This is a genomic window from Bradyrhizobium sp. AZCC 1693 (assembly GCF_036924745.1).
Lineage (GTDB): Bacteria > Pseudomonadota > Alphaproteobacteria > Rhizobiales > Xanthobacteraceae > Bradyrhizobium.
Genome location: NZ_JAZHSD010000001.1, coordinates 605,992 through 623,687 on the forward strand (window position 1 = coordinate 605,992; position 17,696 = coordinate 623,687).

Below are 17,696 nucleotides of genomic sequence, written 5' to 3' on the forward strand. Positions count from 1 at the left end.
CTAATGCTGTTTGATCAACCACGGCCTGTGGTTATGGGTCCCTGCGTTCGCAGGGACGACAGCGGTGGTTGCCTCAGCTCGCCTCCGCCAGCAGCGACAATTGCCGGGGCTGCGGCTCGGTCTGGGTCTGGTCGGTGAGGTGGGTCGGATAGGCGCCGGTGAAGCAGTGGTCGGAGAACTTCGGATTGGCGGGGTCGCGCCCCGGCTCGCCCATGGCGCGGTACATGCCGTCGATCGACAGGAACGCCAGCGAGTCCGCGCCGATGATGTCGCGCATCTCTTCCAGCGAATGGGTGGCGGCGAGAAGTCCGCCACGGTCCGGCAGGTCGATGCCGTAATAATCGGGATACAGGATCGGCGGTGAGGCGAGGCGGAAATGCACTTCGCGGGCGCCGGCGTCGCGCATCATGCGTACGATCTTTTTCGACGTGGTGCCGCGCACCAGCGAGTCGTCGATCAGGATGATGCGCTTGCCCTCGATCGCGGCGCGGTTGGCCGAATGCTTCATGCGCACGCCGAGTTCGCGCACGCTCTGGGTCGGCTGGATGAAGGTGCGCCCGACATAGTGGTTTCGGATGATGCCGAGTTCGAACGGCACGCCGGAATGCTGGCTGTAGCCGAGGGCTGCGGGCACGCCGGAATCCGGCACCGGCACCACGACGTCGACTTCGACATGGCTTTCGCGCGCGAGCTGCGCGCCGAAGGCTTTGCGGACATCGTAGACCGAGCGGCCGCCGACGATGGAATCCGGCCGCGAGAAATAGATGTATTCGAAGATGCAGGGCCGCGGCGGCTTTGGCGGGAACGGCTTGTGGCTGTGCGCGCCGGCCTCGTCGAACACGATGATTTCGCCGGGCTCGATATCGCGGACATATTTGGCGCCGATCATGTCGAGCGCACAGGTCTCCGAGGTCAGGATCGGGCGGCCGTCGAGATCGCCGAGCACCAGCGGGCGGATGCCGAGCGGATCACGTGCGCCGATCAACTTCTTGTTGGTGAGCGCGACCAGCGCGTAAGCACCTTCGATCGCGCGCAGCGACTCGATGAAGCGGTCGATGAAGCGGCCGCGCTTCGACTGCGCCACCAGGTGCAGGATCACTTCGGTGTCGTTGGTGGATTGCATCATGGCGCCGTTGCGCACCAGTTCGCGGCGCAGGCTCAGCCCGTTGGTGAGGTTGCCGTTGTGGCCGACCGCGAAACCGCCGGCATTGAGTTCGGCGAACAGCGGCTGCACGTTGCGCAGGATGTTGGCGCCGGTCGTGGAATAGCGCACATGGCCGACGGCGAGGTTGCCGGGGAGGCGCTCGATCACCTCGCGGCGGGAGAAGGTGTCGCCGACCAGGCCGAGCCGCTTCTCCGAGTGAAACCGGGAGCCGTCGAAGGAGACGATGCCGGCGGCCTCCTGGCCGCGATGCTGTAAAGCGTGGAGCCCGAGCGCGGTGATGGCGGCGGCTTCCGGGTGGCCGAAGATGCCGAACACGCCGCATTCCTCGCGTAGCGTGTCGCCTTCCAGATCGTCCTGCAACTCGATGCCAAGATTTAAATCAAGGTTTAGATCGAGTTGGCCGGCGGGATCTGAAGGGTTTTGCATCGCGTCCATCGCCTCTCTATTTTGGCCAGAATTAGCGTGCCGCGGGTTTCTCGATCAGCTTTTTAAGGCTGTCGCGGGCAGGTTTACTGTAGCCATCGCCGGACGCAGGGGCTGCCTGGTCGGCGTCAGTTTGATCGTCTTCCGGTTTATTCTTCTTGAATCTCTTTAAGATGGTGTTCTCGGGATCATCCGGCAAGAGCGACATTAACCAATCCCCGGTTCCCTGCAGGACCACCCGGGACTTCGCACCCGTGATCCAGTCCGGCCGCTGCTTGTCCGGGACCAGCCAGCTGAAGAACAGGAACGCGACCACCACGATTAGAAGGCCGCGACCGAGCCCAAACAGGAAGCCGAGCGTGCGATCCAGCGCGCCGATCCGGGAATCCAGGATCATGTCCGAGATCCGCACCGTGATGACGGAGACCACGATCAGGGTACCGATGAAGGTGCCGGCCACCACCACCACGGACGCCACCGTGTCGTTATTGAAATAGGCCTTGGCGGTCGGCAGCAGCTTCGAGAAGGCGTACAGCGTCACCAGCGCCGCCGCGCCCCATGCTGCGATCGACAGGATCTCGCGCATGAAGCCGCGCACCATGGCGAGCAGCCCCGAGATCAGCATTACTCCGAGCAGGACGAGATCGAGTATCGTTATCGGCATCGGCTGGTCAGGTCCGCTCGTAAGTTCTCAAGCAGCGAATCGGCGGGTCAGGATCACCCCAAGTGAGGGCCAGACGGCGCATCCCGCAAGGTCGGATATCGCGCCATCCCGCTCGCCTTTCGCGCGCGTTGTATAGCGGCGAGGGCCGGGCGCGTCACGCCGCTTTAGCTGTTTTCACGACGGAATCGCGCCGGTGTGGCATTTTTCTCTGTCGCGCCCTCGCGAGGGGTGTCCCGGTTGCCTCTGGGAGTGCCGCGCGCGGCGATTTCGGCAACCAGGCTGGTCAACCCGCCGACGCTGTTGAGCGCCAGACCGCCATCGCCGCCCACCTCGCCACGGGCCGATTCGGGCAAAATGGCGCGGCCAAATCCCAGTTTCGCGGCCTCTTTCAATCGTGCCGAGGTCTGTGCCACCGGCCGGACCGCGCCCGAGAGCGAAATCTCGCCGAAATAGACCGCATCAGTCGGTAACGGTGCGTTCACCAAAGACGACACGAGGGCGGCTGCCGCCGCAAGGTCGGCCGCGGGCTCCTGAATCCGCAGGCCCCCCGCCACGTTCAGATAGACGTCGTAGCCGGACAGTTTCACCCCGCAATGGGCCTCCAGCACCGCCAACACCATCGACAGCCGGCTCGGGTCCCAGCCCACCACGGCCCGCCTGGGGGTGCCGAGCGTGGTCGGCGCCACCAATGCCTGCAATTCCACCAGCACCGGGCGGGTGCCTTCGATCCCGGCAAAGACCGCCGTGCCCGGGCTGCCGAGGTCTCGTTCAGAAAGGAACAATTCGGAGGGGTTGGAGACCTCGCGAAGGCCCAAGCCCGTCATCTCGAACACGCCGATTTCATCGGTCGGGCCGAATCGGTTTTTGACCGCTCGCAGGATGCGGAACTGCTGGGAGCCTTCGCCCTCGAACGACAGCACCGCGTCGACCATGTGCTCGACCACGCGGGGGCCCGCGATCTGGCCGTCCTTCGTCACGTGTCCGACCAGAATGATCGCGGCTCCCGATTTCTTGGCGAAGCGAATGAGCGCCTGCGCGGAGGCGCGGACCTGCGTCACCGTTCCCGGCGCTGACTCCACCGTGTCGGTCCACATGGTCTGGATCGAATCGATCACGATCAGACGCGGCACCGCGCCCTCCGACAGCGTCGAGACGATGTCCTCGACCGACGTTTCGGCGGCGAGCTGCACGGGCGCATCCGCGAGCCCCAGCCGCTCGGCGCGCAGCCGCACCTGCGCCACGGCCTCTTCGCCCGAAATATAGACCGCGCGATGCCCGGCGCGGGCCAGCATGCTGGTCGCCTGCGTGAGCAGCGTCGATTTGCCGATGCCGGGATCGCCGCCGACCAGAAGCACCGAGCCGCGGACAAAGCCGCCGCCGGTAACGCGATCGAGCTCGGTCATGCCGGAGGACAGGCGCGGGGCGTCGTTGCTTTTGCCGGTTAGCGATTCCAGCGCGAACGTCCGGCCCCGGCGCTTCGAACGGATCGACACCGGCACGCTGCCGGTCGTGTCCTCCTCGGCCAGTGTGTTCCACTCGCCGCAGGACTCGCACTTGCCCTGCCAGCGATTATACGCCGCGCCGCAGTTCTGGCAGACAAAGGAGAGGGTGGATTTGGCCATGGAGGGAGTGAGTCGCCATTCAGAGGTCTTGCCAGCATCCATAGCATGGAATGGCCGATGGCAAGCATGTACCATCCATGTGGGTAGGCTTTGGACCCGGATCAAAGCCGCCGATATCGCCAGCGCATCAAAACAGGAGAGTGCGATGCTCCGCCCCACGCTTTGTTTCATCACGGCGCTGTTTGTTTTCGAAAACGCTACAATGAGCAGCGCAAACGAAGTGAAGCACGTTTCTGCCAACGGTACCGAACTTGCCTACGTCGAGGTTGGCCAAGGCGAGCCGGTGATATTTCTCCATGGCGGGCTTCAGGACTATCGGATGTGGCTGGCGCACCTGTCGAAATTCGCCGATCGTTATCGCGCAATCGCCTACAGCCGCCGCAACAACTTCCCAAACGAAGTAAGCTCTGATGGAATGCCGGATGGAGCTGCAGACGCGCACGGCGAAGATCTTGCTGCCCTGCTGCGTGCTCTGGGCCTGTCAAAAGTGCGAGTGGTTGCGCATTCGTCGGGCGCGCATGCCGCATTGTTCTTTGCCGCCAAGTACCCTGAAATGGTTGTCAGCCTCGCGCTGAATGAACCGCCCGCCGCCGGTATCCTGATCGGCATTCCCGATGCTGCTGAGATATTGAAAGCGTGGGGCGCTGCTATCGTCCCGGCAAGGGAGGCGCTAAAGGCTGGCGACGCGAAAGCCGGCATCCCGCTATTTGTGAACACCGTAGGTGGACCTGGCACCTACGCGCGCCGCTCCGATGCCGACAAGAGGATGAATTTGGACAATGTGGCGTCATATCAGGCCGATGCCATGATGAAACGTCCGAGGCCGGTTTTCACGTGCGATATGGCCAAGGCCATTAAAGCGCCGACGCTGTTGTCCAACGGCGAACGAAGTCCCAAATTCTTTCATCGGATCGTAGACGAGCTCGAAGTTTGCCTGCCAAATCGCGAGCGGGTAGTCATTGACGGAAGCTCACACACCGTGCCTTCCGAAAATCCTGACGCCTATGACCACGCTGTTCTCGCATTTTTCGCGAAAAACTAGCCGAAGATCACGCCCATGAAACGACGGCGCCTGAGATTTAATCTTTAATCTCAGGTGATGTCAGTTCATTTCATGCGCCTCTATTTCACCGACACGAACGGCACCGATGAGCCCGGCACCATCGTGGTCGGGAGCACGCCGTTCCAGCGTTCGGCTTGCACCAGGGTGACCAGGTTCGGATTGGTACCGAGCGCCTTGGCGCGCGCCTCGATGGCGGCGGCTTCGGCTTCGCCTGTTATCCTGATATTGGTCGCCCGTGCTTCGCCGTTAAGCCGCAGCGCGTCGGCAATTGGTTCAGATCGGCGCGCCGGCTTCGGCGGGATCTTATGAAAAGGCCGTCCACAGCAGGGAGATGCCGGCGACGAGCATGATGCCGTCCATCAGGAGGCGGAAGACGTCGGGTTTAAGATGCAGCACGAAGCGTTTGGCGATGAAGGCGCCGAACATGAGGGAGGAGCCGGCGATCAGGCCCTTTAGCGCGATATCCGGCGTCAGCGCGCCGAAGCGTTCGAACGTCACGGATTTGCTCAGATAGAGCCCGAGCGAGCTGGCGGCTTCGGTGGCGAGAAAGGCGCCTTTGGTCAATCCGTAAAACAGAAACAGCGGCACGCTGAGCGGACCGGTCGACACCACGATGCCCGTCAGATAACCGATGATCGCCCCGCCGATCGCAAGATGCCAGAGCTGCGCTTTGAGCTGATGGCGGGCCAGCCAGTGCCGTACCGGGACCATCGCGATGAGAAACAGGCCGATCGCGATATCGACGGCGCGCGACGGCAGCGCCAGCAATGTCCGCGCGCCGAGTGCGGCGGCTGGAATTCCCGTGGCCGAATAGGCAAGGCAGGCCCGCCAGTCGACCTCGCGCCACCAGGCGAGAATGCGCGAGAAGTTCGCCATCACGGCCGCGACCGCCATGATCGGAACGGCTTCCTTTGGCCCGTACTGATAGACCAATACCGGCATCAGCATGATCGACGAGCCCGTGCCGACAATGCCTGAGATGGTGCCGGCCAGCAGGCCGACAATGAGGACGAAAAGGAAGCCCAACTTGCAGTCTTTCGCGATTCCCTGATGCTGACATCATGGTGGCATCAGGCTCAGGTTACGAGGTTTGAACGTTACTTGGAAAGGAGCGGATCGTGCCAGTCAGGGGAAGCTGCCATTGCAGTCAGACGACACAGGCATCGGTCGACCGCGCTAGGCTGCGTAAAGCTCGATCGGGGTATCGAACCCCTTGAGCCGGAATGGCTTCGAACGACTATCCTTCAGATCCGGTTGGGCGCGCTCGAAAACGGCCTGCGTCACCAGGATCTGGTCGGCTTGCGCGACCGACTGGGCCCGGGACGCCGTGTTGACGACGGTGCCAATCGCCGTCAGATCCCGGTGCGATCGGCCGAACTCACCAAAGCTGAGTTCGCCCGAATGGATGCCAATGCCGATTCCCAGTTCGCTTGCGGTGAGGCCGTGCTCCGCGACGAGAGCCTGGCGCCGATCGCGCCAGCTCCTCTGAATGTCGCGCGCGGCGAGCACGGCGTTTCTGGCATGCTCCTCCCGCTTCAGGGGGAAATTGAAGATCGCCATGACGGCGTCGCCAATCGTCTTGTTGAGGAGCCCGTCATGCTCCCAGATCGCGCTTGCACATTCATCGTAGAATGCGTCGAGGAGGCTTGAGACGGCATCCGGCGACTGCGACTGGGACAGGCTGGTGTAGCCACGCAGATCGGCAAACATGATGGTCGCGTCGATGCAGATCTTGCGCGCCCGCATCACCTTCGTGAACATCAGCTCGCAGATGGTGCAGGTGTTGGGGTTCATCCGGCTCGGACGAATGCCGAATGCACGAAACGGTGCCGAGGCCACGCCGCGAAGCAGCACCGGCACATGCATCTGCTCCCAGCACCCTTTGCAGATAAGCGAATGTTGCAGAGCTGCCATTTTCAGCCGTGACTCCAGAGAGTGGCAGGCATGATGATCCTATAGTTGGCAGTGAGGTTGAGCAAGACAAGCGTCACCACAGCGCACGCCTGCCGGCTGGCGGCCCAAGGCAAAGCTGCTAGGATCGCGTCAAAATAATCAAAACGGAGGATCGCCATGGACGCCGTGACGCCACAGACCGCAGACACGCATTCTCATCTCGTCCGCCCCGACAGCATGGAATGGCAGAAGACCCGTTTCCCCGGCTGCGAAGCCAAGACGCTGCTGTTCGATCGCAAGACCGGCCTGATGACCGCGCTGATGCGGTTCGCGCCGGGCGCGGTGCTGCCCGACCACGAGCACGTCAATATCGAGCAGACCTACGTGCTCGAAGGTTCGCTCGTCGACAAGGAGGGGCCGGCGAAGGGCATCGAATGCAAGGCCGGCGAATTCATTTGGCGGGAGGAAGGCAGCCGCCATGTCGCCTGGTGTCCCGAGGGCGGCCTGATGCTCGCGATCTTCCAGGTTCCGAACAAGTTCTTCGAGGCCGACGGCCGCGTCATCGACGCCGCCGGCGAGGATTGGGACGCGGCCTGGGGGCACACGCGAAAGGGCTGACCTCACCGTCTTCCGGTCATTGTCTGGGAATTCCTGCGGCGTCAATCACGCGCCTCCAGCGCGAAATCTCGGACGAGATCATGTTGCGCATGTCGTCGGGTGATCCGCCGCGGACGTCGTTCCCCATGGCCTGGAGCTTGTCCTTGATGTCAGGCATCTCGAGCACGGCGCGTAATTCGCGATTGAGTTTTTCGACGATGGGTTGAGGAACGCTCTTGCTGGTCGCGACGCCGAGCCAGGATCGAACCGTGTAACCCGGGACGGCTACGGCGACCGGCGGCACGCCGGGGATTGAAAACCACGGTTTTTCGCTGGTCACACCGAGGCCTCGTATCGTACCGGCCGAAAGCTGCGGGGCAGTGATCGTCAGCGTGTCGATGAGAATGTCGATCTGGCCGCCGAGCAGGTCGTTGATAGGGCCGCCGCCGCCCTTGTAGGGCACGTGGATCATCCTGATGCCGGCCATCGACGACAGCAATTCGCCGACCAGATGCTGCGTCGATCCGACGCCGACCGAGCTGTAGGTCAGCGTGTCCGGCTTGGCTTTCGCTTCAGCGATCAAATCCGCAAGCGTCTGAAAGCGGTGGCTCGATTTGACGGCGACGACGAAGGGAAAGAACACCACCGTCGAAATCATCTGGAAGTCCTCGACCGGGTCGAACGGCAGAGCCTTGTACATCCCCGCCGAGACCGCGTGGCCGCCCGTCAGCATGATCAGCGTGTAGCCGTCGGGCGGCGCCTTCGCGGCGCGATCGGATGCAATGTTGCCGCCGGCGCCGGGACGGGCTTCCACGATGACGGGTTTGCCAAGTCGCCGGGAAAGGCCATCGGCTACGATGCGCGAGATCGCATCGGCATTGCCGCCGGCGCCAAATCCATGAGTCAGCGTGATCGGACGGGAGGGATAGTCGTCATCCGCGGATGCAGCAAAACTCGCGAGCGCGCAAAAAAGCACGGCAATTGCCGCAACCGTCCTCGGGATTCCCACGCGCGTTCCTCCGACTTCGTTTTTAAGGTTGCCGAAGCATATCAATCCCTGGTTCGCCGTGCGAAACAAACTGCTTGCCAGGCGGCGGGCATCACGCCGCAATAGATCCCGCTAACGAAGCACGATCCACGCCGGCGCATGGTCGCTGGCGCCTTCCTCGCCGCGGACCTTGCGATCGACACCGGCCTTGAGCAGGCGCGGAGCAATCTGTGGGCTCAGCAACAGGTGATCGAGTCTCAATCCGGCGTCGCGTGGCCAGCGGTTGCGCTTGTAGTCCCAGAACGTGAACATCGGTTTCGACGGATGCAGCGTCCGGATCGCGTCCGTCCAGCCCTGATCCACCAGCGCCTTGAAGGCGGCGCGGCTCTTCGGCTGGATCAGCGCGTCCTTGTCCCAGGATTTGGTCGGATAGATATCTGACGTCGTCGGCGCGACATTGTAGTCGCCGGCCAGCACCACGGGGATATCCTGCTTGAGCAGTTTTGCGGCATGCGACCGCAGCCGCTTGAACCAGTCGAGCTTGTAATCGAATTTCGGCCCAGGCTGCGGGTTGCCGTTCGGCAGATAGAGGCTGGTGACGATGACGCCGTTGACGGCCGCCTCGATATAGCGCGCCTCGTCATCATTGCGGTCGCCGGGCAGGGCGGTGCGGGTCAACACCGGCTCGGCGTTGCGCGCCAGGATGGCGACGCCGTTCCAGGCCTTTTGCCCACGCCACACCGCGCCGTAGCCCGCTTTCTCGATCGCCAGAATCGGGAACTCGGTATCGGTCGATTTCAGTTCCTGCAGGCAGACGACGTCGGGTTTGGCCGCGCGCAGCCAGCGCAACAGGTTCGGCAGGCGGCGGTTGACATTATTAATGTTGAAGGTCGCGATCTTCATGTAGAGCTAGCTCGGCATCACTATGCTTCGCCTGACACCTGGAGACTTCATGTCGAAACTACGCTTCGCCGTTCTCGCGCTCGCCATCGGATGCTCCGGATCCGCGGTTGCCCAAACCGCCGACGGGCGCGGCGCCTGCAAGGCGGACTATGACAAATATTGCGCCGGCACGCCGCCCGGCGGCGGTCGCGTCGTCGCATGTCTGAACAAGCAGCAACACCAGCTCAGCGACGCCTGCAAGAAAGTGTTGGCTAGCCGGAAGGCACAGTAAGACAAACTTCGCCACGAGGCGCCGCGAAGCAACCCTGGGAACGAAGAACTAGGTGGAAGCGGCAGCCGGCTCCGCTGGAGGCGGCGCAGGCGGCTCTGCGATGGCACTGCCGCCCTTGTAAATCCGCGCGTAGCGCTTGCCGAGGCTGGTCAGCACCTCGTAGCCGATCGTGCCGAAATGGTGGGCGAGTTCGTCGACGGTGATGCCTTCGCCGATCAGCGTCACCATATGGCCGCGCCGCACGGCATTCTTGTCGAGATCGGTGACGTCGACGGCCGTCAGGTCCATCGAAATCCGCCCCGCGATCGGGCAGCGCTTGCCGGCGACCACCACCTCGGCGCCGCGGGTGCCGTCATTGGCGCTGGCGGCGCGGAAATAGCCGTCGGCATACCCTGCGGAAACGATCGCTAATCTGGTCGGGCGCCGCGCCGTCCAGGTGCCGCCATAGCCGACGGTGTCGCCACGCTCGACGTTGCGGATCTGCACGATGCGCGCCTTCAGTTCGACGACCGGCTGCATCGGATTGTCGGCTTCGGGCGTCGGATTGATGCCGTAAAGCGCACAGCCCGGCCGCACCAGGTCGAACTGGAATTGGGCGCCTAAGAAAACGCCGGACGAATTCGCCAGCGACGCCGGTACGCCGGAAAACAGACTCGCGATCTCGCGGAAGGCCGTGAGCTGCCTGGCGTTGGCGGGATTGTTGAGCAGTTCCGCGGAGGCGAGGTGGCTCATCACGAGCGTAATGCCGTGATCGCCGGCGTTGATCCGCGGGATGATGCCCTGCGCCTCGGTGACCGTCAGGCCGAGCCGGTTCATGCCGGTATCGATATGAATGGCGGCGCCGCCCGACCAACCTGAGCGGCGGCAGAACACGTCCCATTCGGCGAGTTCGTTGAGGTCGCCGATTACGGGCTTGCAGTCGATCTTGGCATACGACCCGCCGGTGTTCTGGAAGAAGCCGTCGAGCACGTAGATTGCAGCCGCGGGCGTCGCGGCGCGAACCACGCGGGCCTCATCGAGGGTGGCGACGAAAAACGTCTTGCAGCCGGCGGCAGCTAGCGCCCGTGCTACCTGTTCGGCGCCGCAGCCATAGGCATCTGCCTTGACGACACCGGCGCATTCGGCCGGCACCGCTGTCTTCTCGAGCTTGCGCCAGTTGGCGACGATGGCGTCGAGATCGACCGTCAGCACGCCGGTGGCCGTCACGAGCGCCGCCGCCTGGTTCGCCTCCGGCGAGAGCAGGGCGCCTTGCGGAATGGATTTGGGATCGGGGGCAATGTTCATGCCCCATTTTAGGCGGCGGAACGCCGTGGTTCAACCGCAGTTCGTCTCAATAGCCGCGGTCGGGCAAGTGGCCATCCTGCACGAGATCGCTGAAGCGCGTGAACTGGCCTTCGAACTGTACTTCCACGGTCCCGGTGGGGCCGTGGCGCTGCTTGCCGATGATGATTTCGGCCTTGCCGTGCACCAGCGACATATCGAGCTGCCATTTCTCGTATTCGGGCGTGCCGATACGGGGCTCCTTGTTGGCGAGGTAATATTCCTCGCGATACACGAAGATCACGACGTCGGCGTCCTGTTCGATCGAGCCGGATTCACGCAGGTCGGCCAGTTGCGGCCGCTTGTCGTCGCGGTTTTCAACCTGACGCGAGAGCTGCGACAACGCGATGATCGGAACGTTGAGTTCTTTTGCCAATGCCTTGAGGTTGGTGGTGATTTCGGTCACTTCCTGGACGCGATTGTCAGACTTCTTGCCCGAACCCTGCAGCAGCTGGATGTAGTCGATCACGATCATGTCGAGACCCTTCTGCCGCTTCAGCCGGCGCGCCCGCGCCGTGAGCTGCGAGATCGACAGGCCGCCGGTTTCGTCGACGTAAAGCGGCAGCGACTGCAGTTCGATCGAATAGTCGCGGATCTTTTCGAAATCGGCCTCGCTGATGCCGCCACGGCGGATCATGCTGGAGGCGATGCTGGTCTGTTCGGCAAGAATACGTGTGGCGAGCTGTTCGGCCGACATTTCGCACGAGAAGAAACCGACGATGCCGCCGTTGACGGTTTTCATCGTGCCGTCGGGCTGCACCTCGGCGCGGTGCGCCTTGGCGATATTGTAGGCGATGTTGGTGGCGAGCGCCGTCTTGCCCATGCCGGGGCGGCCGGCGACGATGATCAAGTCGGAGGCCTGCAGCCCGCCCATCTTGGTATCGAGGTCGCGCAAGCCGGTGGCGACGCCCGACAGACTTCCGTCGCGCTGGAAAGCCTTGGCTGCCATGTCGACCGCAGTCGTCAGCGCCTGCGAAAAGCGCTGGAAGCCACCGTCATAACGGCCGGACTCGGCGAGTTCATAGAGCTGCCGCTCGGCATCCTCGATCTGCGCGCGCGGGGCAAAATCTACCGGCGCATCGAAGGCGACGTTGACCATGTCCTCGCCGATCCGGATCAGGTCGCGGCGCAGAGACATGTCGTAGATGGTGCGGCCGTAGTCCTGTGCGTTGATGATCGTAGTCGCCTCGGCGGCGAGACGCGCGAGGTATTGGCCAACCGTCATGCCGCCGATATCGGTATCGGCGGGCAGGAAGGTTTTCAACGTCACGGGGGTCGCGACCTTGCCCATCCGGATCAGGCTGCCGGCGGTCTCGAAAATGGTCTGGTGGATCGGCTCGAAGAAGTGCTTCGGCTCCAGGAAGTCGGAAACGCGGTAGAACGCGTCGTTGTTGACCAGGATGGCGCCCAGCAGGCTCTGCTCCGCCTCGATATTGTGCGGCGCGCTCCGGTAGACCGGAGTTCCCGCGTCGGGAGCGAGCTTGAGGACGTTCGAATCAGTCAGAGCCATAGCTTGTGATGTTCTTTGGGTTTTTGGTTTTGTTAGGATCGCCGTGGACGTGGGGCAGCGATAAAGCGCCACGTGCCGACGATCCGAAAGTCCGAGTATTCCTTATGCCCGATTCACACAATGCCATGTGTGAATCCAGAGCAGGCCCCTTGACGGATTTGGACCAGAAAACGGCGCCCGTCCGGCGGTGCCGGAGCGACTTCCGTGAAAATGCGGGGCAAAATCTTAGGAGAGCCTGAACCTTACCATGACTTGGACAGACCTATCCGACGCGGGGAGACGTTTTCGCGCCGCGTCTTAAGCGTTGATCAAAACAGGATCAGGTAGATGAACGCGAACACAGCGGCGCCCACGCCGATTGCGATCAAGGCATAGTCGATCCTGATGTCGGAATCGAACGGGGCTGGGTAGGTCTGCTGGCTCATGGCGGAGATGTAGGACGGGCCGCCGAGGGCTTCTGTGAAGTAGATCACATCGGGTGTGATTTTCTTCGCGGCAGAATGGATTGGTTACGAAATCGGGAACGGGCTGGCGATTTTCGAGTTGCCAGCTGTAACGGACCGGAAGGACAGGCGATGGGTCAGCAAATCCAGGGATGGCGATCGGCAAGCGGCCAGCGCTTGTGGCTGTCGATGCTGATCGACACGATGGAAGCGATTTCGCGCCCGGAGCTGCGTGCCGTACCCTGTGATGACCAGTTGCTTGCGACGGTGCGCGCCCAACTCGCCCGCCCGGCGTTGATTCGTACGCCCTATGCCTCGGCCTACAGCCTGCGGAACTGACGCCACCGTGCCGGCGCCGCCTATTCGCCCGCCAACTGCAGCCGTGGCTGCCTCGCAAGTTCCATCCCGCGCAGCCTCGTTTCTTCCCGGCTAATGTAATCCCGCGTCATCGGCACGATCCCCTGCCGCCGGGTGAGCTGGATCTGGAAATTCATCAGGTTTTGCTTCCGGAACGACATTTCCGACGCTGCCAGGTAAAATTCCCACATGCGGGAAAACCGCTCGTCATAAATGCGCACCGCCTCTTCGCGCCGCGCCATGAAGCGGTCGCGCCAGGCCTTCAGCGTTTCCGCATAATGCAGCCGCAGGATTTCGATGTCGCAGACCAGCAGGCCCGCCTTCTCGATCGCGGGAATGACCTCGGAGATGGCGGGGATATAGCCGCCCGGGAAGATGTATTTGGTGATCCATGGGCTGGTCACATCAGGCCCGGTCGAGCGGCCGATCGAGTGCAGCACCATGACGCCGTCGTCGCTGAGAAGTTCGGAGCAACGCCGGAAGAAGGTTTCATAGAAGTCGATGCCGACATGTTCGAACATGCCGACCGACACGATCCGGTCGAACGGGCCGGCAATATCGCGGTAATCGCTCGGCAGGAATCTTGCCGACCCCGCCAGGTTCTTTTCGGCGGCACGGGCATTCGAGGCCAGCAATTGCTCCGACGACAGCGTGATGCCGGTGACGTCGGCGCCGGTCATTTCGGCGAGGTAGAGGCCAAGACCGCCCCAGCCCGAGCCGATGTCGAGCACGCGGTTGCCGTGCCCGATCAGGAGCTTGGCGGCAAGATGGCGTTTCTTGGCGAGCTGGGCATCGTCGAGCGTGGTGTCGGGCGTTTCGAAATAGGCGCAACTGTATTGCTTGTCGGCGTCGAGGAAGAGGGAATAGAGCCGCCCGTCGAGGTCATAGTGATGGGCGACGTTGTTTCTCGCCCGGCCGCGCCAATTGAATTGCCTGGCGTGCCGGCTGAAATAACGCAGCCACCATTGCAGCTTGGCCCAACGTGGTAGCATTTCGGGCTGGCCGAGCAGTATTTCGAGCGCATCCGCGATCGAGCCGTCCTCGACCACGAAGGTGCCGTCCATATAGGCTTCGCCAAGCGCCAGTTCGGGATTGAGTAGAATACGGCGCTGGGTCCGCTCGGTCAGGAACTTCGCCGACACCGGACGGCCGGTTCCGTCACCGCAAGTAAACTTCGTCCCACTCGCGGCCGTCAAATTCATCGTGCCGCGGCGAATGAACTGACCCAAGAAATAACGCAACAACCGATCCATCGAAGCACCAATGGAACAAACTACTGTTATACCGACGCACCCGGGAAAGATTGGTTCCAGGGATGGATCAAATTATCATAAGTATGATGATGCCGTGGCGCTATTGCGTTGGAGTCAAAGCGGATATTCTCAAAAACGGCGATCACGCAGATGCGCAATAAGCGTGCTTCCATTCGCGTCACAATCGGCTAAAAGGTGACCCCGCCGCCGGCCACGTGATGCGATTCCGGCAGTGATTCCACGTTTGGAGAAGCAGGGAATGTTGAGCCGAGCGCTCAGTTTAGCGACGGTGACGCTCCTGATCGGCTGCCTCACAGCAGGCGTGGCGCGGGCGGTTGAAAATCTCGACGCCGGCAAGAGCCCCTCGCAGATATTCTCGAACACGTGCAGCGCCTGCCACAAGAGCCCGCGTGGCCTGTTGAAGAGCGTGTCGGCTTCGTCGTTGCCGGGTTTTCTGCGCCAGCACTATACGACCGGCACCGACATGGCCTCGGTGCTCTCGTCCTACCTGATATCCAACGGGGCCGCCGACCCCCGGTATCAGAGCAAGGACCAGCCAAAGAAGGACGCCAAGCAGGACGGAAAGGCGGATCAGCCCGACCGGCTCGGTCGCCGCCAGCCGCCGGCCGCACCTGCGCAGGAGGCTTCCCGGCCGGACGCCGACGGCGCACCCCCGCAAGGCGAGGGCGCGCGTCCGGGCCGAGACGCGAAGCGGCTAGCGCGGCCGCACACGGCGCCCGAAGCCGCTAAACCTGCAGATGGCCAGACCCCGGCGCAGGCCGCGACCGACAGCAAATCGGGCGTCAGGCAGAAGCAGGGCAGACGTGGCAAGCCCATCACCGAGGAGCCGCCGAAAACCCAGCAGGCAGCCCCTGGTGATGCCGCGAACGAAGATGCGTCGCGGGATGCCGCCAAGGCTGAAACTGCCGCGACAGAATCCGGCAAGGCCGATCCTTCCAAGACCGATCTTTCCAAGACCGATCTTTCCAAGACCGATCCTGCCAAGACCGATCCTGCCAAGACCGATCCTGCCAAGACCGATCCTGCCAAGACCGACGCGATCACGACGGACGGCGACAAGCCGGCCAATGAGGCGGCGAAGCCCGCGAGCGAGTCGGAAAAGCCGGCACGCGAGGGCAGCTCCGAGACCGCCAAGGTCGACGCTCCCAAGGAGAACGTCGGCAGCGAGCCCAACCCGCTCCGGCCCGATCCGGCGCCGCCGGCTTCCGCAACGACCGTCCCTGAGCCGGCCGCGAGCCCCTCCGCAGCGGAGCCTGCACCCGCGACGCCTCCACCAGTAACGGCCACGGCGCCCGCCGCATCGCCGGTAGCGCCGGCCGGCTCCCCCACACCACCCATCTCGCGCTAGGATTTCAGACGCCCGAATGCCGGTCGATGGTGTGATCTCACTTGACCAGTTCTAGAGCGTTACTCTAGAGTAGAAATCCAACGGCTTGAAAGACGAACGTGAATGACCACGGCGCGCGAGGATCTGCTGGCGGCGGGATTGGCGGTGTTCGACCGTGACGGTTTTGAGGGGGCCACCGTGGCGGCCATCAGAACCCGCGCGCGGGCGTCCAACGGCAGCTTCTTCCATTTCTTCGGGTCGAAGAAGGAACTGGCGGGCACGCTGTTCCTGGAAATCCTCGCCCGTTATCACGCAGCCGTCGTGGCCGCGCTCGATGAATCCTGCGGAGGGCGGGAAGGCGTGGCGCGGCTGATCCGCGCGCATCTCGAATGGGTCGTCAATTCCCGGCGCGAGGCGCGCTATCTGTTCGAAATTTCCCGCAGCGAATGGACCGAGGAGATCCGCGGTGCGCAGCGCGCGCAAAATTCGCGTCTTGTGGAAGCCGTCGAGCGATGGCGCGCGCCGCTGGTTGAGCGCGGCGAATTGCTGCCGATGACTTCGCCGGTGTTCTTCAGCCAGATCATCGGTCCGGCGCAGATTTTTTGCCGCGCATGGCTGTCGGGCCGCGACCGTGCCGATCCAAGAGAGCAGGCCGACATCCTGATCGCCTGTGCCATCCGCGCGGTGGTCGCGCCCGATGCGGTCGACAAACCGGGAGAAACCGTATGAGTGCGAATAACGATCCCGACTTCGCGCCGATTGCGACCCGTATCCGCGACAATGTCGGCCGCCAGGGCTTCATGACCCATATCGGGGCCGAACTGTCCGAGCTGACGCGCGGCACCTGCACGCTTGCGGTCGACCGCCGGCCGGAACTGTTGCAGCAGCACGGCCTGTTCCACGGCGGCGTCACCGCCTTCCTAGTCGACAACGCTACCACGATTGCGGCCGCGACATCGCGGGGGCAGTCGGCGCTGACGGCGGAGTACAAATTGAATCTGCTGTCGCCGGCGACAGGCGAGCGTTTGATCTGCCGGGCGCGCGTGATCAAACCCGGACGTCAGGTCGCCGTGGTTGCGGCCGACGTGTTCTGCGTGATCGACGGCAAAGAGAAGCACACGGCCACGGCGCTCGCCTCGATCGCAATGCTGGACGACAAGGCGGCTGCCAGAATCCCAAGCCCGGCCTGAGGGGCCGGGCTTGAGGTCGTCATAGGGAGTTGTGAGCCGGAAGCGCGTTACTTCTCGGTCGCAGCAGCCGCCGGCGCCTCGTCGTCGTGCTGGGCTTCCGGATCGAAGAACTCGCCGGCCGCGGCGAGCGCCTCGGCGGCGGCGTCCTGGTCTTCCTGACGGGTCGAGATGTCCTCGCCGCGGTTGATGCGCTCGGCCTCATCGGCGCTGCGCGCCACGGTGACGCTGACGCTGACTTCGACTTCCGGATGCACGGCGATGCTGATCGTGTGCTTGCCGATGGTCTTGATCGGCGCATCCAGCAGAACCTGGCTGCGGCTGATGGTGACGCCGTCGGCCTCAAAGGAGGCGATGATGTCGCGCACGCTGACCGAGCCGAACAGCTGGCCGGTTTCGGAGGCCTGACGCAGCACGACCACGTTACGGCCGTTGATCTTCTCCGCGACCTTGCTCGCTTCGCCCTTGGCCTTGAGGTTGTTGGCCTCGAGCTCGGCCTTCATGCCGTCGAACTTGGCGCGGTTGTCGGCGGTGGCGCGCAGCGCCTTGCCACGCTTGAGCAGAAAATTGCGGGCAAACCCGTCCTTGACGCGGACGACTTCGCCCATCTGGCCGAGCTTGGCGACGCGTTCCAGCAAGATGACTTCCATTTTCGTTCTCCTTTTGAGTGTTCGATATGCGGTTGAATG

At 63.1% G+C, this 17,696-nt stretch carries 19 protein-coding genes; 7 read left to right on the top strand and 12 right to left on the bottom strand.

Annotated elements, in window-relative coordinates; translation table 11 throughout:
- Positions 1–73: 73 nt before the first annotated feature.
- From purF to radA, 3 genes are all read right to left on the bottom strand, one after another.
- Positions 74–1,591 carry an amidophosphoribosyltransferase gene (purF, locus tag V1293_RS02945; RefSeq protein WP_334506557.1) on the bottom strand — a complete coding sequence of 506 codons (1,518 nt, stop codon included), beginning with the start codon at positions 1,589–1,591 and terminating at the stop codon, positions 74–76.
- A gap of 31 nt (positions 1,592–1,622) precedes the next feature.
- Positions 1,623–2,252 carry a CvpA family protein gene (locus tag V1293_RS02950; RefSeq protein ID WP_247778316.1) on the bottom strand — a complete coding sequence of 210 codons (630 nt, stop codon included), beginning with the start codon at positions 2,250–2,252 and terminating at the stop codon, positions 1,623–1,625.
- A 164-nt stretch (positions 2,253–2,416) separates the two neighbouring features.
- Positions 2,417–3,874, bottom strand: coding sequence for a DNA repair protein RadA (radA, locus tag V1293_RS02955; RefSeq protein ID WP_334506559.1), 1,458 nt, complete (start codon positions 3,872–3,874; stop codon positions 2,417–2,419).
- Between the two features lie 145 nt (positions 3,875–4,019).
- Here radA and V1293_RS02960 point away from each other — a divergent pair, with 145 nt between their 5' ends.
- Entirely contained in the window at positions 4,020–4,916 is an 897-nt protein-coding gene (locus V1293_RS02960; RefSeq protein WP_334506561.1) for an alpha/beta fold hydrolase, read from the top strand.
- Positions 4,917–5,240: 324 nt separating this feature from the next.
- Here the strand turns inward: V1293_RS02960 and V1293_RS02965 are convergent, their stop codons facing one another.
- Together V1293_RS02965 and V1293_RS02970 are read right to left on the bottom strand one after the other, a co-directional pair.
- Entirely contained in the window at positions 5,241–5,963 is a 723-nt protein-coding gene (locus V1293_RS02965) for a sulfite exporter TauE/SafE family protein (RefSeq protein ID WP_334506562.1), read from the bottom strand.
- A gap of 150 nt (positions 5,964–6,113) precedes the next feature.
- Positions 6,114–6,842: an adenylate/guanylate cyclase domain-containing protein gene (locus V1293_RS02970; RefSeq protein WP_334516601.1), complete on the bottom strand. Its 729-nt coding sequence runs from the start codon at positions 6,840–6,842 to the stop codon at positions 6,114–6,116.
- Between the two features lie 165 nt (positions 6,843–7,007).
- Here V1293_RS02970 and V1293_RS02975 point away from each other — a divergent pair, with 165 nt between their 5' ends.
- On the top strand, positions 7,008–7,448 hold the full coding sequence (locus V1293_RS02975) for a cupin domain-containing protein (protein WP_334506564.1): 441 nt from the start codon (positions 7,008–7,010) through the stop codon (positions 7,446–7,448).
- 16 nt (positions 7,449–7,464) lie between these two features.
- On the opposite strand, the gene V1293_RS02980 is transcribed toward V1293_RS02975, so the two are convergent.
- Together V1293_RS02980 and V1293_RS02985 are read right to left on the bottom strand one after the other, a co-directional pair.
- A complete protein-coding gene (locus V1293_RS02980; protein ID WP_334506566.1) occupies positions 7,465–8,436 on the bottom strand; it encodes a Bug family tripartite tricarboxylate transporter substrate binding protein in 972 nt (323 codons plus the stop codon).
- A 111-nt stretch (positions 8,437–8,547) separates the two neighbouring features.
- Positions 8,548–9,318: an exodeoxyribonuclease III gene (locus V1293_RS02985; RefSeq protein ID WP_334506568.1), complete on the bottom strand. Its 771-nt coding sequence runs from the start codon at positions 9,316–9,318 to the stop codon at positions 8,548–8,550.
- A 49-nt stretch (positions 9,319–9,367) separates the two neighbouring features.
- On the opposite strand from V1293_RS02985, the gene V1293_RS02990 reads away from it, so the two are divergent.
- Positions 9,368–9,589: a cysteine rich repeat-containing protein gene (locus tag V1293_RS02990; RefSeq protein WP_334506569.1), complete on the top strand. Its 222-nt coding sequence runs from the start codon at positions 9,368–9,370 to the stop codon at positions 9,587–9,589.
- 48 nt (positions 9,590–9,637) lie between these two features.
- On the opposite strand, the gene alr is transcribed toward V1293_RS02990, so the two are convergent.
- The 3 genes from alr to V1293_RS03005 all read right to left on the bottom strand — a co-directional run bounded on the left by alr (position 9,638) and on the right by V1293_RS03005 (position 12,892).
- Entirely contained in the window at positions 9,638–10,873 is a 1,236-nt protein-coding gene (alr, locus tag V1293_RS02995; RefSeq protein ID WP_442894202.1) for an alanine racemase, read from the bottom strand.
- Between the two features lie 46 nt (positions 10,874–10,919).
- Positions 10,920–12,419 (bottom strand): replicative DNA helicase, encoded by a 1,500-nt coding sequence (locus V1293_RS03000; protein WP_334506570.1) that lies wholly within the window; start codon positions 12,417–12,419, stop codon positions 10,920–10,922.
- A 308-nt stretch (positions 12,420–12,727) separates the two neighbouring features.
- Positions 12,728–12,892 (bottom strand): hypothetical protein, encoded by a 165-nt coding sequence (locus V1293_RS03005; RefSeq protein WP_334506571.1) that lies wholly within the window; start codon positions 12,890–12,892, stop codon positions 12,728–12,730.
- Positions 12,893–12,994: 102 nt separating this feature from the next.
- Between V1293_RS03005 and V1293_RS03010 the strand changes: the two genes are divergently transcribed.
- Positions 12,995–13,201 (top strand): transcriptional regulator, encoded by a 207-nt coding sequence (locus tag V1293_RS03010; protein WP_334506573.1) that lies wholly within the window; start codon positions 12,995–12,997, stop codon positions 13,199–13,201.
- Between the two features lie 20 nt (positions 13,202–13,221).
- Here the strand turns inward: V1293_RS03010 and V1293_RS03015 are convergent, their stop codons facing one another.
- Positions 13,222–14,472 carry a cyclopropane-fatty-acyl-phospholipid synthase family protein gene (locus V1293_RS03015; protein ID WP_334506575.1) on the bottom strand — a complete coding sequence of 417 codons (1,251 nt, stop codon included), beginning with the start codon at positions 14,470–14,472 and terminating at the stop codon, positions 13,222–13,224.
- Between the two features lie 259 nt (positions 14,473–14,731).
- Here V1293_RS03015 and V1293_RS03020 point away from each other — a divergent pair, with 259 nt between their 5' ends.
- From V1293_RS03020 to V1293_RS03030, 3 genes are all read left to right on the top strand, one after another.
- The gene (locus V1293_RS03020) at positions 14,732–15,841 is read left to right on the top strand and encodes a hypothetical protein (protein WP_334506577.1); all 1,110 of its coding nucleotides are present in this window, start codon (positions 14,732–14,734) and stop codon (positions 15,839–15,841) included.
- Positions 15,842–15,943: 102 nt separating this feature from the next.
- On the top strand, positions 15,944–16,549 hold the full coding sequence (locus V1293_RS03025; RefSeq protein ID WP_334506579.1) for a TetR/AcrR family transcriptional regulator: 606 nt from the start codon (positions 15,944–15,946) through the stop codon (positions 16,547–16,549).
- The gene (locus V1293_RS03030; protein WP_334506581.1) at positions 16,546–17,010 is read left to right on the top strand and encodes a PaaI family thioesterase; all 465 of its coding nucleotides are present in this window, start codon (positions 16,546–16,548) and stop codon (positions 17,008–17,010) included. The genes V1293_RS03025 and V1293_RS03030 overlap by 4 nt, the downstream gene beginning before the upstream one ends.
- 47 nt (positions 17,011–17,057) lie before the next feature.
- Here V1293_RS03030 and rplI read toward each other — a convergent pair whose 3' ends face one another.
- Complete coding sequence (gene rplI / locus V1293_RS03035) at positions 17,058–17,657, bottom strand: 50S ribosomal protein L9 (protein WP_334506583.1); 600 nt, start codon at positions 17,655–17,657, stop codon at positions 17,058–17,060.
- Positions 17,658–17,696 lie beyond the last annotated feature (39 nt).

Bases quoted from the DNA above. Each gene is read 5' to 3' on its own strand.
- purF (WP_334506557.1), bottom strand. From the start codon at position 1,591: ATGCAAAACCCTTCAGATCCCGCCGGCCAACTCGATCTAAACCTTGAT.
- V1293_RS02950 (WP_247778316.1), bottom strand. From the start codon at position 2,252: ATGCCGATAACGATACTCGATCTCGTCCTGCTCGGAGTAATGCTGATC.
- radA (WP_334506559.1), bottom strand. From the start codon at position 3,874: ATGGCCAAATCCACCCTCTCCTTTGTCTGCCAGAACTGCGGCGCGGCG.
- V1293_RS02960 (WP_334506561.1), top strand. From the start codon at position 4,020: ATGCTCCGCCCCACGCTTTGTTTCATCACGGCGCTGTTTGTTTTCGAA.
- V1293_RS02975 (WP_334506564.1), top strand. From the start codon at position 7,008: ATGGACGCCGTGACGCCACAGACCGCAGACACGCATTCTCATCTCGTC.
- V1293_RS02985 (WP_334506568.1), bottom strand. From the start codon at position 9,318: ATGAAGATCGCGACCTTCAACATTAATAATGTCAACCGCCGCCTGCCG.
- V1293_RS02990 (WP_334506569.1), top strand. From the start codon at position 9,368: ATGTCGAAACTACGCTTCGCCGTTCTCGCGCTCGCCATCGGATGCTCC.
- alr (WP_442894202.1), bottom strand. From the start codon at position 10,873: ATGAACATTGCCCCCGATCCCAAATCCATTCCGCAAGGCGCCCTGCTC.
- V1293_RS03000 (WP_334506570.1), bottom strand. From the start codon at position 12,419: ATGGCTCTGACTGATTCGAACGTCCTCAAGCTCGCTCCCGACGCGGGA.
- V1293_RS03010 (WP_334506573.1), top strand. From the start codon at position 12,995: ATGGGTCAGCAAATCCAGGGATGGCGATCGGCAAGCGGCCAGCGCTTG.
- V1293_RS03015 (WP_334506575.1), bottom strand. From the start codon at position 14,472: ATGGATCGGTTGTTGCGTTATTTCTTGGGTCAGTTCATTCGCCGCGGC.
- V1293_RS03020 (WP_334506577.1), top strand. From the start codon at position 14,732: ATGTTGAGCCGAGCGCTCAGTTTAGCGACGGTGACGCTCCTGATCGGC.
- V1293_RS03025 (WP_334506579.1), top strand. From the start codon at position 15,944: ATGACCACGGCGCGCGAGGATCTGCTGGCGGCGGGATTGGCGGTGTTC.
- V1293_RS03030 (WP_334506581.1), top strand. From the start codon at position 16,546: ATGAGTGCGAATAACGATCCCGACTTCGCGCCGATTGCGACCCGTATC.
- rplI (WP_334506583.1), bottom strand. From the start codon at position 17,657: ATGGAAGTCATCTTGCTGGAACGCGTCGCCAAGCTCGGCCAGATGGGC.